13 protein-coding genes, 1 tRNA gene and 1 riboswitch are annotated in these 13,269 nt (G+C 43.6%); of the genes, 3 read left to right on the forward strand and 11 right to left on the reverse strand.

From position 1 onward, the window contains the following. The first annotated feature begins 215 nt into the window (after positions 1-215). Together BUA78_RS19185 and BUA78_RS19190 are read left to right on the forward strand one after the other, a co-directional pair. Positions 216-302 (forward strand) — tRNA-Leu (locus tag BUA78_RS19185). Positions 303-535: 233 nt separating this feature from the next. Next, positions 536-1,660 carry a hypothetical protein gene (locus BUA78_RS19190; RefSeq protein ID WP_072917765.1) on the forward strand — a complete coding sequence of 375 codons (1,125 nt, stop codon included), beginning with the start codon at positions 536-538 and terminating at the stop codon, positions 1,658-1,660. A gap of 169 nt (positions 1,661-1,829) precedes the next feature. Here BUA78_RS19190 and BUA78_RS19195 read toward each other — a convergent pair whose 3' ends face one another. The 11 genes from BUA78_RS19195 to BUA78_RS19245 all read right to left on the reverse strand — a co-directional run bounded on the left by BUA78_RS19195 (position 1,830) and on the right by BUA78_RS19245 (position 12,250). Continuing rightward, positions 1,830-2,159 (reverse strand): hypothetical protein, encoded by a 330-nt coding sequence (locus BUA78_RS19195; RefSeq protein ID WP_072917767.1) that lies wholly within the window; start codon positions 2,157-2,159, stop codon positions 1,830-1,832. A gap of 282 nt (positions 2,160-2,441) precedes the next feature. Then, the gene (locus BUA78_RS19200) at positions 2,442-2,657 is read right to left on the reverse strand and encodes a hypothetical protein (RefSeq protein ID WP_072917769.1); all 216 of its coding nucleotides are present in this window, start codon (positions 2,655-2,657) and stop codon (positions 2,442-2,444) included. Positions 2,658-3,004: 347 nt separating this feature from the next. Continuing rightward, on the reverse strand, positions 3,005-4,072 hold the full coding sequence (locus BUA78_RS19205) for an SIR2 family protein (RefSeq protein ID WP_072917772.1): 1,068 nt from the start codon (positions 4,070-4,072) through the stop codon (positions 3,005-3,007). Positions 4,073-4,153: 81 nt separating this feature from the next. Then, a complete protein-coding gene (locus BUA78_RS19210; protein WP_072917773.1) occupies positions 4,154-4,357 on the reverse strand; it encodes a hypothetical protein in 204 nt (67 codons plus the stop codon). A 108-nt stretch (positions 4,358-4,465) separates the two neighbouring features. Continuing rightward, positions 4,466-5,734: a glutamate 2,3-aminomutase gene (gene eam, locus BUA78_RS19215; protein ID WP_072917776.1), complete on the reverse strand. Its 1,269-nt coding sequence runs from the start codon at positions 5,732-5,734 to the stop codon at positions 4,466-4,468. A gap of 8 nt (positions 5,735-5,742) precedes the next feature. Then, a riboswitch (cyclic di-AMP (ydaO/yuaA leader) is annotated at positions 5,743-5,884 on the reverse strand. Between the two features lie 110 nt (positions 5,885-5,994). Continuing rightward, the gene (locus BUA78_RS19220; RefSeq protein WP_072917778.1) at positions 5,995-6,606 is read right to left on the reverse strand and encodes a GntR family transcriptional regulator; all 612 of its coding nucleotides are present in this window, start codon (positions 6,604-6,606) and stop codon (positions 5,995-5,997) included. 122 nt (positions 6,607-6,728) lie between these two features. Beyond that, positions 6,729-8,195 carry a [FeFe] hydrogenase H-cluster radical SAM maturase HydG gene (gene hydG / locus BUA78_RS19225; RefSeq protein ID WP_175549088.1) on the reverse strand — a complete coding sequence of 489 codons (1,467 nt, stop codon included), beginning with the start codon at positions 8,193-8,195 and terminating at the stop codon, positions 6,729-6,731. A gap of 26 nt (positions 8,196-8,221) precedes the next feature. Continuing rightward, the gene (gene hydE, locus BUA78_RS19230) at positions 8,222-9,292 is read right to left on the reverse strand and encodes a [FeFe] hydrogenase H-cluster radical SAM maturase HydE (RefSeq protein WP_072917784.1); all 1,071 of its coding nucleotides are present in this window, start codon (positions 9,290-9,292) and stop codon (positions 8,222-8,224) included. A gap of 33 nt (positions 9,293-9,325) precedes the next feature. Further along, positions 9,326-10,555, reverse strand: a complete 1,230-nt coding sequence (gene hydF, locus BUA78_RS19235) for a [FeFe] hydrogenase H-cluster maturation GTPase HydF (protein WP_072917786.1) — start codon at positions 10,553-10,555, stop codon at positions 9,326-9,328. A gap of 18 nt (positions 10,556-10,573) precedes the next feature. Further along, positions 10,574-11,998 (reverse strand): aspartate ammonia-lyase, encoded by a 1,425-nt coding sequence (locus BUA78_RS19240; RefSeq protein ID WP_084082521.1) that lies wholly within the window; start codon positions 11,996-11,998, stop codon positions 10,574-10,576. A gap of 3 nt (positions 11,999-12,001) precedes the next feature. After that, positions 12,002-12,250 (reverse strand): TM1266 family iron-only hydrogenase system putative regulator, encoded by a 249-nt coding sequence (locus tag BUA78_RS19245; RefSeq protein ID WP_072917789.1) that lies wholly within the window; start codon positions 12,248-12,250, stop codon positions 12,002-12,004. A 476-nt stretch (positions 12,251-12,726) separates the two neighbouring features. Here BUA78_RS19245 and BUA78_RS19255 point away from each other — a divergent pair, with 476 nt between their 5' ends. After that, positions 12,727-13,146, forward strand: coding sequence for a chemotaxis protein CheW (locus BUA78_RS19255; RefSeq protein ID WP_072917793.1), 420 nt, complete (start codon positions 12,727-12,729; stop codon positions 13,144-13,146). Positions 13,147-13,269: the final 123 nt, after the last annotated feature.

The following is a 13,269-nucleotide window of genomic DNA, read 5'->3' on the forward strand; positions in this document are numbered from 1 at the left end:
TTTCATTTTTATTAGGAATTTGGTTATTCCGGTTTGGAAATTATCATGCTTTATTCAGTATGGCCAAAAAAATTGGCTAGTTTCTCGACAAACTGCAATAACTCCGGTAAAACGGAGTTATTTTTATTTTTGACCTAAATTACTATTGCATGGTGTTACTGATTGGGTTATAATAACATTTGTCAGTAAGATAATCACTGAATAAACTTAAATATGCGGCAATGGCGGAATTGGCAGACGCGTAAGATTCAGGTTCTTATGCCCGTTAGGGTGTGGAGGTTCAAGTCCTCTTTGCCGCACCATTTTATTTTTATAGACAAAAGACAAAAACGCTCAAATATGAGCGTTTTTTTGGCATATTGCAAGTATAAAACGTTCCAATATGTATAAATAAGAACCAACTAAACCTCCACCGCTTACTTGCCCGTGACCTATAAGGTTACGACCTTTAGGTTATGCCCTCAAGCCAAATTTTTCTATCCAGACTAATGCAATGGTTTGTAATTAATCCCCAAGATATGGGAGGTTGTTAAAAATGTTTAAAAAAACCAATAGTTTTATTGCCGGCGTAGCTGTTACTTTAGTTTTTACAATGATGGTGGGTGTTGCAACCTACGTTCCGATGCGTACTGTTGCAAAAGCCTTTGGAGAATCAATGGATGAGCCAATGCAACTGGCAAACTTAGGTTTTGATACGCATTATTCTCCGCTCTCCGATATCAATAGCGATCGGATCGTTGAAAAAAAGCTTGATAAAAACAACATTGAGAATAATGGCATAGTTTTTGAGAAAACAACCGGCTATGAAAAGGCTGTAGCTACGCATGATTTTTCTAAGCTTTTGATTGATGAAAAGGGAAATTACCTTACCGCAGGACAAATAGAACAAGCTGATGGCTATCAGGATATTTGTATTGTTAAATACGACAGCAACGGTAAGGAAATAAACAGACATACCTACGGCGGCAGTGATTTTGATACAGTACATGAAGCTAAATATAACCCCCAGATGGGCCTTGTCATCGCCGGGATCAGCCAATCTAAAGACGGTGATTTTGCCAATGACTCCAATTCACCTTTTGTTGCCTGTATAGATGCGCAAACGTTAAAAATTAAGTGGGTATATCCTGTTCAAATTGCCGACTCTGTTTATCATGTTACGGATCATGCAGTATTTGTGGTTCACAACGAAAGTAAATGCTATCGTGGAACCGGAGATAGTAAACCATCCCTCGTAAAATTAAATAATCAGGGACTGAAGGTTTGGCAAACAGAACCTCTTGAACAACGGATACATAGTATTGCTGAGCTTAATGACGGTAAAATTATTGTTGTCCAAACATTCATTAATAATGGTGGAGCAATAACCTGTTACAGTAAGAACGGAGAAAAGCTTTCTAAAATGAAAGCGGACAGCTATGGTGACATAGCTCCAACAGATGATGGCGGATTTATGATCGTATCCGTGCGTAATAAAAAAACCGTTCCACAACCTATGTATATTTCCTCTATTTGGTATGACACGGAAACCGTTGTAACCAAATATGATCATCTTTTCAATCTACAATGGCGTAAAACCTATGATAGTGTTAAAGATGCTGTTGGCATGGATAAAGTTATACCCCAAAGTGACGGGAGTATCATTATTGATGTTACTTAAAATGGACTGTTGTTGGTACACCTTCAAATCCCCCGTTTGTTATAACCGAACCGTCCCACAGCTGATGGCTGACGGCAAAGGGCTAGGCTGAAACTACCGTTTCAGCCTAGCCCTTTGAAATAGTATTAGCTTATTTTTTGATTTGATTACCGCCAAGATTTTTTAAACTTTACTCTACATATTTCTCGCCAGACCTAACTTTAGCGTTAATTACTCCTACCAGGAACATCGTGGAGAAAACATGATACAACTCACCCACTACCCCTTCCACCGAACCCTCTTTGTGGGCTAAGGGTTGTTTTAGTACAATTTCAAAATGATATCTCTCTTCCATCCGTCGGATAAAATCTTTAATTAACCTTTCTCTTGTTTCGCTATCCGCTAGTTCATGCCAAAGCTGCTCGGAAGTAACCTCACATTGTAAAATTTCCTTGGCTAAAAGGAGAAAGTCCTCACGAAACTTATAAAAGGTGGGTTTACTGGTGCCGCTTATCTTCACTTTTACATTCAACCTCCTGTTTTACGTGCTCATCTATATTATAAGTTTGAACAGGAAGTTTTTTCAAGTCAAACAAAACACTCTGATTTTAAAAGATACCTAATTTTGATTTTCAAACTAATACAAACCGATCTTAAGAGTAACTTATCCTAGGAAAACTTCGATAAAATTAAAACTAAATACCTCCCGGCAATCCGTTTACCGTAAACTAAAAAAAATGGGTATACAGTATTAAAATAAGGTCGCGAATAAATAAAAAACCGGCCCAAAGGGCCGGTTGGACTACCATTTCGTTATTTCAGGGCATTTCATCTTTAGTAAATTAAAAGAAAAGGGTGCAAAATATTTTTCTTCGTTTGTACATTTGTCGTTAAGACAGACTAATGCAGGTATGGCTTCCGCATGGCAAACTGCAACATCATCCTTAACATCAATACTGACTAGGGTTTCCACAAGAGTTTCACCACAAACAGGACATTGTTTAATAAACTGAGGCATTATAGCATCCCCTCCAACTGTTTATGTAGGTTCCAGGGAAACGGAAACTAACTGAATATTTAGTTAGGTTAATTCTGCTTTAAATTATACTCCTAATTCCTAGTAACTTCAATATTAGAATGTCATATTTATTTACTATTATGTCATATTAAAAGATCCCTGTCCGGATTAGACAGGGATCCTTGGGAAGGCAACCTCATACCTTTCCCCGGGTATCGGTTTTTCCAGTGGTTTTGTTGATACCTTTGCCCGTTAACTTTTCCGCGCATCCCACAAGCGACGGGTAGGAATTTGCTTTATCATATCCGCTATTTTCCCGGAGTATGCCGACCAATGGTTGTCAATTGCTAGTGAAGTAGTTTATCTGCAAATTCATTAATACTTGGATAATAATCTAATTCCTTTACTCTAAAAATACTTTTATGTTTAGACAGTAATGTTTCCAGTTGATATCCCACCGCACTATCAATTACTACGACCCTATGCAATTTGCTGTTTTGGGTAATAGCTTTACGAAACATCCAATTAGATCGAAAATCGGTAGTCGGAAAGGAATAGCCAATCACAATGATCTCCGCTGCCTGTTCCAACCTTTGTTTCGCCTCTTGCCACAAATCGGGTATAAATGGTATAGATTGATAATTTTTTATCAGAGTGGGTGGAATAATCACTCTGCTTAATCGCTGACAGCAATGTTCCGTGGTGCATTTTATTAAATTAGCCATACCGTTGATAATCATACTATGACCCTTGTCATCACTATGATCATAGCTGTAAAGCTGCCCACACCGAGGGCAAAACAACCAATTTAACGAACCATGCAGTTTATAAAGATGAACATTGGACGGAGGATCTTCTGTGCCCTCATTTCTCTCTCTTCGGATTATCTTTTGGCAAGGGATGCCGTAACCATCCCGGATATGCCAATAAGCCTTTGCATCTTTTAAATTGCTTAGGGCATAGTCCATCAGTAGCTCATAATTAAAGGAGATAATTGTGTCCCCAGGTTGAAGAGATTTTGCAATGGCACGGTGATGAGGACAGGGCTCTCCATACAGAATCTTGTCAAAGGTTAATGCCATTAATAATAGATACTCTTGGTAGGCTTGGAGCAATCTATCTCGACCGAGCAGATCCTCTTCTATTTCGATAGTAAGTAGGGTTAGCACTTCTTCCATATCCAGGTTTGATTGGCCAATTTGCTCCCTTGATATCCCCCATAATTTTTCAATAAATTGAAAGATATGCTCATATTGAATTTTTTCATCTGCAAAATGACGATCCTTAATTTGGTGTATGTTAATAAGACGCATGGCCTTTTGAAAAAAATTTTTAGCTACCGGACTGGTTTCCTTTAAGTAGGACCCTTTATAGGATGCTGCTGCACCTGCTCCTAAAATATATACCTTGGACACTTACTTCCTCCCAATTCATTTTTCCTATGCTTAGTATGATTCCGACAAAAAAAAATAACCCTCGCTGGGTTATTTAGAGATTTATAGAAACAGTGCCCGAACAAATTGAGCTATCAAATATAGACCCGTTAAGATCAAAATGCCTTTCCCAAAGGCTTTGACTGCCGGAGAATCTGTGTCCTCTAACCAAGCCAAGGTTTCTTCGAGAATAGAAGGATGAATGGGTTTTACCTCTTGGGAACTTGTTAATTGATTTAACGGCAAATTCATACCTGCACCGTTCATCTATCACCACCTCCGAACATTTGTTTTGATTTATTGTATTGCAAACACTTGTTCTTGTCAATGCCAAAATAAAAAACCCTGTCAATAAATGACAGGATTTTTTACTAACTAATGCTTACCGTTAACCTGATACGGAATAATCCGCTTTTCCCAGGTACGCAGAGTAACCTGATGGTTTTTATTTTCTATCACGTATTGGGGCAGTACAGGTGTCTTGCCATAACCATTCGGAGCATTGATAATGTAGGTAGGAACAGCTAGGCCTGAAGTATAGCCCCTAAGTTGCTCCATAATTGCCATTCCTTCATCAACACCGGTAATAAAATGACGGGTTCCCTTTACTGCCTTGGCGTGGAAAATATAATATGGACGCACCCGAATTTTTAACAGGCTTTGATTTAGACGCTTCATGACGTCTGGATGGTTATTCACACCCTTGAGGAGTACCGCCTGGTTGCCTAAGACGACACCAGCCTTGGTAAGCATATCGCAAGCTTGTTTTGCCTCTGGAGTTACCTCTAATGGGTGGTTAAATTGAGAATTAATGTAAATGGGCGGATACTTTTCTAAGATCCGACAAAGCTCCGGGGTAATTCTCTGCGGCAAGGTAACAGGTGTTCTGGTACCAATTCTTTTGATTTCCACATGGGGAATCTTATCTAACTCACTAAGCAGCCAATCAATTTGTCGATCGGATAACAGTAATGCATCTCCGCCGGTAATGAGTACATCACGGATTTCTTTATTTTCCCGAATATACTGCAGGGATGCTTCCAGCACCTGACGGGACTTGTGGACATCAATTTCACCAATATTCCTGCGGCGCTGACAATGACGACAATACATGGCACATTGGTTGGTCACGTTGATAATGAGACGGTCAGGATAACGCCGGGTAATGCCAGGAGCCGGGGAAGTATATTCCTCTCCCATGGGATCTTCCACTCCGTAACAATCCTTTATTTCTTCTATTGCAGGAACTGCCTGCATCCAGATGGCTCCTCCCTGACCGCCCGCCATGGCCAGAGCCAGATAATAAGGAGAAACCGCCCAACGGTACTCTCTGCCAACCTTCTCAACAGCTGCTCTTTCTTCGGGTGAAAGCTCTGCTATTTGAGCGAGAACGTCTGCTTCCCGAACACGGTTGGCCATTTGCCAGCGCCAATTATTCCATTGCTGTTCACTTGCCTGAAAATATTGCATCAGTTTGCTTTTGGCGAGGCTATAAGCTTCTTGGATTTCAAAACCATTGGGAATATTCTTTTGATTTTCCAAATAATCGCTAATATGGGCTTTTAGCTCTTCTGCCCTTTTTAAAGCGATGGTTCTTTTGTCTTCTTTCGGTAGCCCTCTTTCTTGCCTCCAAACTACAGCCATTTAAATCTCCTCCCTTTCCTATTCGCCTACGAAGTTAGCTGACGGGTTCGGGTCGAAAGGTATAAACCCTACCTGCAAAACTCACAGGATTCACCCCAAAAAAGTCGGTTCCTCCGTTCCTATCCTGATAGGATTAAGCTATTTCTCACTGACAACATCATCCAAAAACAAAGTTGCCACAACTTATTATACCATGTGAGTTGTCTGATCGACAAGAAAAAAAGGTGCCTTCCAATGGCACCCTGGTATGGATTATTTTCTTATACGCGTACTAAGCCCTCTCTATCTGCAGGCTCAAGACGACCATAGATGATAAAGATATCGCCGTTTTCTATAATGGTATCTGCAGAGGGTTCTGTTATATCAGCTTTTCCTTTTCGCTGAATAGCCAACACCTTGCCGCTGCAAAAACCGCTGTTCGATAGTGACTGCCCCACCAGGGGAGAGCCAGGAAGTACCTTCCATTCTTCAATTTTATATAATTTAGACTCCAAATGAAGCGTATGCTCCATTAATTCCTCTAATACTTTCGAGATTTCGTGATTAAGCTGGTCTCTCTCCTTGACCAGATTGTGTAATTGTTCGTGCAAGCTGGCCAACACCCGGCGCTGATCAAAGTCATCCAAATATTTTTTGGCAGCTTCCACAGATTTAACAACCACCCCTACACCAGCTACCACTTCCACAATGTCTACTTCGTGGAGTAGCGTTAATGCCCGGCGAATGGTCTCCGGAGAAACATTATACTTCCCTGCCAAAGTAGAACGGCCAAAGATTTTCTGCCCTTCTTGGTACTCCCCCCGCAGGATGCGCTCAGCTAAGTTGGCAGCGATCGTAATATATCGCGCTAAATGTACTTCGTTGTTCGGCAAGATTAAACCCTCCACAAAGATGTATCTAAGGACCTATTATACCTCTGAACGCGAGATAAAAAAAGAGCTTCTTGACAAATACTAAGGCACAGGGAGGAATCCCTGTGCCTTAGTATTACCATTTAGAAATAAAGGTCTCTTTCGCCAGCTTCGATTTGCTTGAGTCTATCTTCCGTAATCTTACGGATTTGCTGATTGCCAATCTCCTCTAATTGTTGACGAATGGTTTCTTCTCCCACCGCTCTGGTTTCTGGAGAGGCATAATCAATAAGGTACTCTTTAAAGGTAAGAATGGCATTCGGTTGACAAACATTTTGAATTTCCCCGGTTTTAGCCAGAGCCATAAAACGGTCACCGGTGCGTCCTTTCCGATAACAGGCGGTACAGTAGCTGGGTAACCAACCAGACTGGCAAACCGAGCGCAGCACTTCATCGGGACTCCTGTGATCATCCACATAGAATTGCGGCGAGTCTTCTTCCCCGCAGCCACAGTTGCCTCCCTGGGCCTGGCACTGCTGACGTTCCAGTTCTTTTTGGTATCCCCCAACACCGGTACAGGAGCCGGCGGAAATTTGAGAAATTCCATAGTTTAACAGCATATCCCGATATTCAGGACGTTCACGGGTGGAAATAATCATACCGGCATAAGGTACAGCCAGACGAATAATAGCGATCAGCTTCATAAATTGATCATCGTTGACCAGATAGGGGAAGTTATCATAATTTACCCCACGGGCTGGCCGTATACGGGGTACTGAAACGGTGTGAGGACCCACGCCAAAGCGTTCTTCCAGATGTAAGGCATGCATCATCAGACCCATGACTTCAAATTTATAGTCGTAGAGACCAAACAGTGCACCAAAGCCTACATCATCAACGCCACCTAACATGGCCCGATCATGGGCAGTGGTATGCCAATCGTAATCAGCCTTAGGACCACTGGGATGCATCTCTTTATAAGTCTCACGGTGATAGGTTTCCTGGAACAGAATATAGGTGCCAATGCCTGCATCCTTTAGTCTTTTATAATTCTCAATGGTGGTGGCAGCAATATTAATGTTACAGCGACGGATGCTACCATTATCAAACTTAATACTATAAATGGTCTTGAGGCTTTCCAGAACGTATTCTATGGGGCATTCACCGGGATGTTCTCCGGCTTCCACTGCCAGGCGTTTATGGCCCAAAGATTCGAGGATTTTAACCTCCTGCGCCACTTCTTCCTGGGTCAGCTTGCGGCGTTTGAAGGTGTTATCCCGGCGGTAACCGCAATAGGTACAGTTATTCACACAGTGATCACTAATATAGAGAGGAGCAAAAAGTACTAACCGCTTACCATAAATTTTCAACTTAATTTCACTGGCCACCTGATACATCAAATCCAGCAGTTCCTGATCTTCATTTTGCAGTAAAATAGCCACTTCTTGCGGGGTTAAGCCCTTCGCTGCTCTGGCTCTTTCAATAATATCCCTAATCTGTTCCGGAGAAGCCTTTTTACCCTCTTCCAACATATTGTTTATTTGTTCATCATTAATAAAATCTGCAGGTTCCCATTGGTTGTTATAAACCTCCGCCTTGTTAACTGCCATTCCAATCACCTTTCCCTTTCTCCGGCTTAGAGGGCCGGACCATTCTTAAAATGCTCCTTAGGGCTGTCACCCCGTCCAGTACTAATTTGACGTCCTACTTCTTTCACCAATGAAGTGATTCTTTCGTGAGATTCATCTGCATCTTCCTTGCTGCCGGCCTTTTCCGGGTAGATTTGATACATTTCCCGGTAAACCGCCGGTGAGAGGTTCGGCATAATGACATTAGCACCGCAATTCAAAGCAATCTGACGACCTGTCGGATGCAGAGTACCTACCGCTGTAGTGGCTGGCAAATGCGTTTTGGGCAGTACCAATCTTGCCACAGCCAGTGCCTTCAGAGTAAGTTTAAGATCGCCTGCAGGACTATCTTTTAAAGGAGTTTGATGATGGGGGATAAAGGGCCCAATTCCTGCCATCTCCACATCCAATTCCTTTAGCAGCAGAATATCCTCGGCCAACGTTTCTACCGTTTGCCCGGGTAGGCCTACCATATTGCCGGAACCCACCTGAAAACCCAATTCCCTCAGCCAATTAAGCCGCTTAATTCTTTCCTCCAAGGAAGTGCCGGGTCGCATTTTTGTATATAATTCCGGATCTGCTGTTTCATGCTTCAACAAATAACGATCCGCTCCAGCTTTTCTCATTAGTTCGTAATCTTCCCGACTCCGATCTCCTACACAAACCGTAATGGCAAAATCTCCCACTTCTTTTACTTGGCGAATCATGTCAGCCAATTGTTCCCCGCTGTAATGAAGATCTTCACCAGCCTGTAGGACAATGGTGCCATAACCTAATTCTGCTGCGTGTCGGGCTGCTTCAATGATTTCTTCCTGGGAAATACGATACCGCTTAATATCTTTGTTACTCCGCCGTAGACCACAGTAGTGACAGTCGTTCCGACAGTAATTAGAGAACTCAATAATCCCCCGCAGGTGCACTGCATCGCCAAGGTTTTCCTGTCTCACCCTGTCTGCCAACTGAAATAACTGTTCTTCTTCCTCACCTGGCAGCGCCTGTAGCAAAGTAACAATATCTTCTTTCGTTAGTTCATTACCATTCGCTGCTTTGGTTAACACTTGCGTAAATTGTTGCCGCAAAGGCTACACCCCCTTCTTCATGCCCAGCTGGTGCTATTCCTCATCATCCAACAATTCTTGAATCATGGGGAAGGGCGATAATACGCGTCTTAAAATCCCTTGGACATAAGCAATACATACACCATAATTCACGATGGGTACACCAGCCTGCTGTACCTGCATAATCCGGGACAACATTTCCCGGCGGTTGATCATACAAGATCCACAATGCACAACTAATTTATACTCTGATAAATCTTCTGGGAAACGGTGTCCACTGCTCCAGCTAAAATTAAGTTCGCCTCCCACAATTTGACGCAACCAGCGAGGAATCTTTACCGTACCGATATCGTCTTCCATACGATGGTGCGAACAGGCTTCGGCAATGAGCACCTTATCACCCGGCTTTAGTCTTCCAATGGCCTTGGCTCCCGCCACCAAGCTCTCGAGATCTCCTTTGTAGCGGGCAAACAGGATGGAAAAGGAGGTCAGGAGCACATCGGGCGGTGTATCTGCATCTGCTTTTAGAAAGGCCTGGGAATCGGTGATAACAATTTTGGGCTTTTTATTGAGGGTAGAGATGCATTCCTTTAATTCCCGTTCCTTTACCACATAGGCCATGGCATCGTGATCTAAAATATCTCGTATGGTCTGCACCTGAGGTAGTATTAATCTGCCCTTAGGTGCTGCCAGGTCGATCGGTACTACCAAAACGGCCAGATCACCGGGATTTAGTAAATCACCCACAATGGTTTGTTCATCCCAACTGGGGGGAGCCGTTTTCACCAGGGAGATCTTTAGCTCACCAATACCCTGTTTCGTTAATGCACTAACTGCCACCGGTTCCAGACCGAGCTTTTCTTTGATGTCTGCGAGATCTTTAGCCGTTACCGGGTGAGCATCTATCTTATTGAGTACCACTACCATCGGGAGTTTTTTCTCCTGACAGCGACGGGCGATATCTTCTTCAAACTCAGTAACACCGGCCTCGGCATCGATGACCAACAGCACCATATCTGCCTTGTTCAATATATCTAAGGAACGCTGCACCCTTAGTTGCCCTAGGTCTCCGGTGTCATCAATGCCTGCGGTATCGATAATAACCACCGGCCCCACCGGTAAAATCTCCATGGCTTTGTAGACCGGGTCGGTGGTGGTACCAGGTACGTTGGACACCACTGCGATATCTTGGTTTGTTAATGCGTTAATTAGGCTGGATTTTCCTGCATTTCTTCTGCCAAAGATGGCGATATGAAGTCTGTTTCCCCTTGGCGTACTGTCCATGCTTGTGGCCTCCTTGCTCTATATTGTTTTATCTTTCCGCTTGCCGGCTATGCCCGGCCTGGTTACTACTTCCGGCCTTAACAGCTGATCTAGTTCTTCCTCGGTGAACAGCTCCGCCTGTAAAATAACGGTTCTCACGGAAAGTCCCGTCTTGAGTGCGGTTTTGGCCAGTTCTGCAGCCACATCATAGCCTACATGGGGAGTAATCACGGTAATCATGCCGACACTGTTATGCAGATGAGCCAGACACTGTTCTGGCATCGCCTCGATCCCCCGAATACATCGTTCTGCCATTACATTCATAGCCTTCCCTAAGGTCTCCATAGCCGGCAGCAAGTTAGCTGTGATCAAGGGCAGAAAGGCGTTGAGCTCCAGTTGACCGGCCTGCACTGCCAGCGTAATGGCTAAATCCTGTGCCATGGCTTGGTAGGCTGCCTGGGTAATCATTTCCGGTATCACTGGGTTCACTTTACCCGGCATGATGGAGGAACCCGCCTGCAGATCCGGTAACCGAATTTCTCCTAAACCTGCCCTGGGGCCAGAAGATAGCAGTCTGAGATCCCCGGCAATCTTCGCCAAACTGGCAGCACAGGCTTTCACCAACCCAGAAACTTCCACAAACACATCGGCATTTTGGGTACCGTCAATCATATTTTCATTGCGTGCCAGGCCTAGCCCCGTTAATGACCGGAGACGTTCGATCACAGAATAAATATATTTACGTTCCGCATTTAGCCCCGTACCCACGGCGGTACCACCCAAGTTAACCTGGCGCAGCCTCTCTTCCACTTTGTAAAGACGCCAGCGGTCCCGGGCAATGGCCTCCGCCCAAGCGGAAAATTCCTGCCCCAGCGTTACCGGGACCGCATCCTGCATTTCGGTACGTCCTACCTTCAATACACCGGCAAACTGAGCTTCTTTTTCCTGCAGCACCCCTTGCAGGGTGGCACAGGCTTGAGATAAATGGGTCAGCAGCCTAATGGAAGCAATCCGTAAGGCTGTTGGGTAAACATCATTGGTAGACTGGGACATGTTCACATGGTTCAACGGATGCACCAGGCTATAATCCCCTTTGGTACCTCCCAGTATTTCAATGGCGCGATTGGCAATAACTTCGTTGACATTCATATTCGTAGAAGTGCCTGCACCACCTTGCAAGGCATCTATGATAAACTGGTCGGCAAACCTTCCTTCAGCCACCTCGGCAGCTGCTTGGAAAATTGCGTTACCAATGACCGGGTCTAGATTTCCGAGAGCCATGTTGGTCTCTGCTGCAGCCTGTTTTACCACGGCTACGGCTTTGATCAATTCGGGGTGAACCATCTGCCTGGAGATACTAAAATTTTCAGCAGCTCTCAGGGTATGAATGCCGAAGTAAGCATCCACTGGAATTTCTCTCGGTCCAATTAAATCCTGTTCGATACGGTAGGACAGCTCATTCACCTCCTAATATTTGGTACTCAGAGCCGATTTAACCTGAACTCCCTTGATATTCCCCAATTTTCCGGTCATCGCTCCAATTTCATCATTGGTGCCTTCAACAATGAGGGAGATTACCGATAGGCCCCTTTCTCTATGGGGAATGCCCATGCGACCAATGATAATCTCGGAAAAAAGACTTAGAATATGATTAATCTCTGGGGCTTTATTTCTATCCTCTATGACAATTCCCACCACACCAATACGACGATTCAACGATTATCACCCCTTAGAAAAACTTGCTTACGCCAAGTCTTCAGACGCCGGCGGAAGCTTAGTTTGCCCTTAGGCATATCGGTGAAATCCGATATGCCAAAAATAAAACCCGTATGTACCGGAGAAAGGCACATACGGGTAGTGTACACCCTACATGGTATACCCCTTGGGGCCAGGGCCATTGCCCTTCTCCTCAGGAAATATCCTACATTGTGCCCCCTCCAAACCAGGTCACCCCCGATTTGTTAGGTGTTACCCTTATTATACTAGTTAAGAATTATCAGTCAATTGATTTTGCACTTTTTAGGAGAAATTTATATTTTTGTAAGTTTTCTAATTTATAATCAATTTCATAACTAACGTTCTAAGTAAATTTACAACACTGGCTACCTTTTCCATCGAAGGAAATATTCTACCTATGTAGAATAGTTAGGTATAATACTACCGTTTTTGTAACGATTAAGGAGTGATACGCTATGGCAGTGGGTCAGGAAGAGCAGCTGGTAGTCTTTCAATTAAACGACCAGGAATATGCTTTACCCATTAATGAAACCCAAGAAATTATCCGTATGGCAGAAGTTACCCGTTTACCCAACACCAATTACTATATTGAAGGTATTATTAATTTAAGAGGTACCATTCTGCCTGTGATTAGTCTTAACCGACGTTTAGGTCTGCCTGAAACTGAACTAAACGAAGATACCAGAATCATCGTTGTCGAAAATAAGGGGAATAAGGTAGGTATGATTGTGGACAGCGTTCTGGAGGTAGGACGCTACACAGAAAGTGAAGTAGAACCTCCTAATATGATCGGCGACAACGTGGACTTTTTGAGGGGCGTCGTTAAAAAGAATGATCAGCTTTGGTTGCTAATCAATTTAGACACAGTATTATAAAAAGGTAAGCACGGGAAACCCGTGCTTACCTCAGTTTGTCGAGAAACTAGCCAATTTTTTTGGCCATACTGAATAAAGCATGATAATTTCCAAACCGGAATAACCAAATTCCTAATAAAAATG

Source organism: Desulforamulus aeronauticus DSM 10349 (genome assembly GCF_900142375.1).
Classification (GTDB): domain Bacteria; phylum Bacillota; class Desulfotomaculia; order Desulfotomaculales; family Desulfotomaculaceae; genus Desulfotomaculum; species Desulfotomaculum aeronauticum.

Bases quoted from the DNA above. Each gene is read 5' to 3' on its own strand.
- BUA78_RS19190 (WP_072917765.1), top strand. From the start codon at position 536: ATGTTTAAAAAAACCAATAGTTTTATTGCCGGCGTAGCTGTTACTTTA.
- BUA78_RS19200 (WP_072917769.1), bottom strand. From the start codon at position 2,657: ATGCCTCAGTTTATTAAACAATGTCCTGTTTGTGGTGAAACTCTTGTG.
- BUA78_RS19210 (WP_072917773.1), bottom strand. From the start codon at position 4,357: ATGAACGGTGCAGGTATGAATTTGCCGTTAAATCAATTAACAAGTTCC.
- eam (WP_072917776.1), bottom strand. From the start codon at position 5,734: ATGGCTGTAGTTTGGAGGCAAGAAAGAGGGCTACCGAAAGAAGACAAA.
- hydG (WP_175549088.1), bottom strand. From the start codon at position 8,195: ATGGCAGTTAACAAGGCGGAGGTTTATAACAACCAATGGGAACCTGCA.
- hydF (WP_072917786.1), bottom strand. From the start codon at position 10,555: ATGGACAGTACGCCAAGGGGAAACAGACTTCATATCGCCATCTTTGGC.
- BUA78_RS19255 (WP_072917793.1), top strand. From the start codon at position 12,727: ATGGCAGTGGGTCAGGAAGAGCAGCTGGTAGTCTTTCAATTAAACGAC.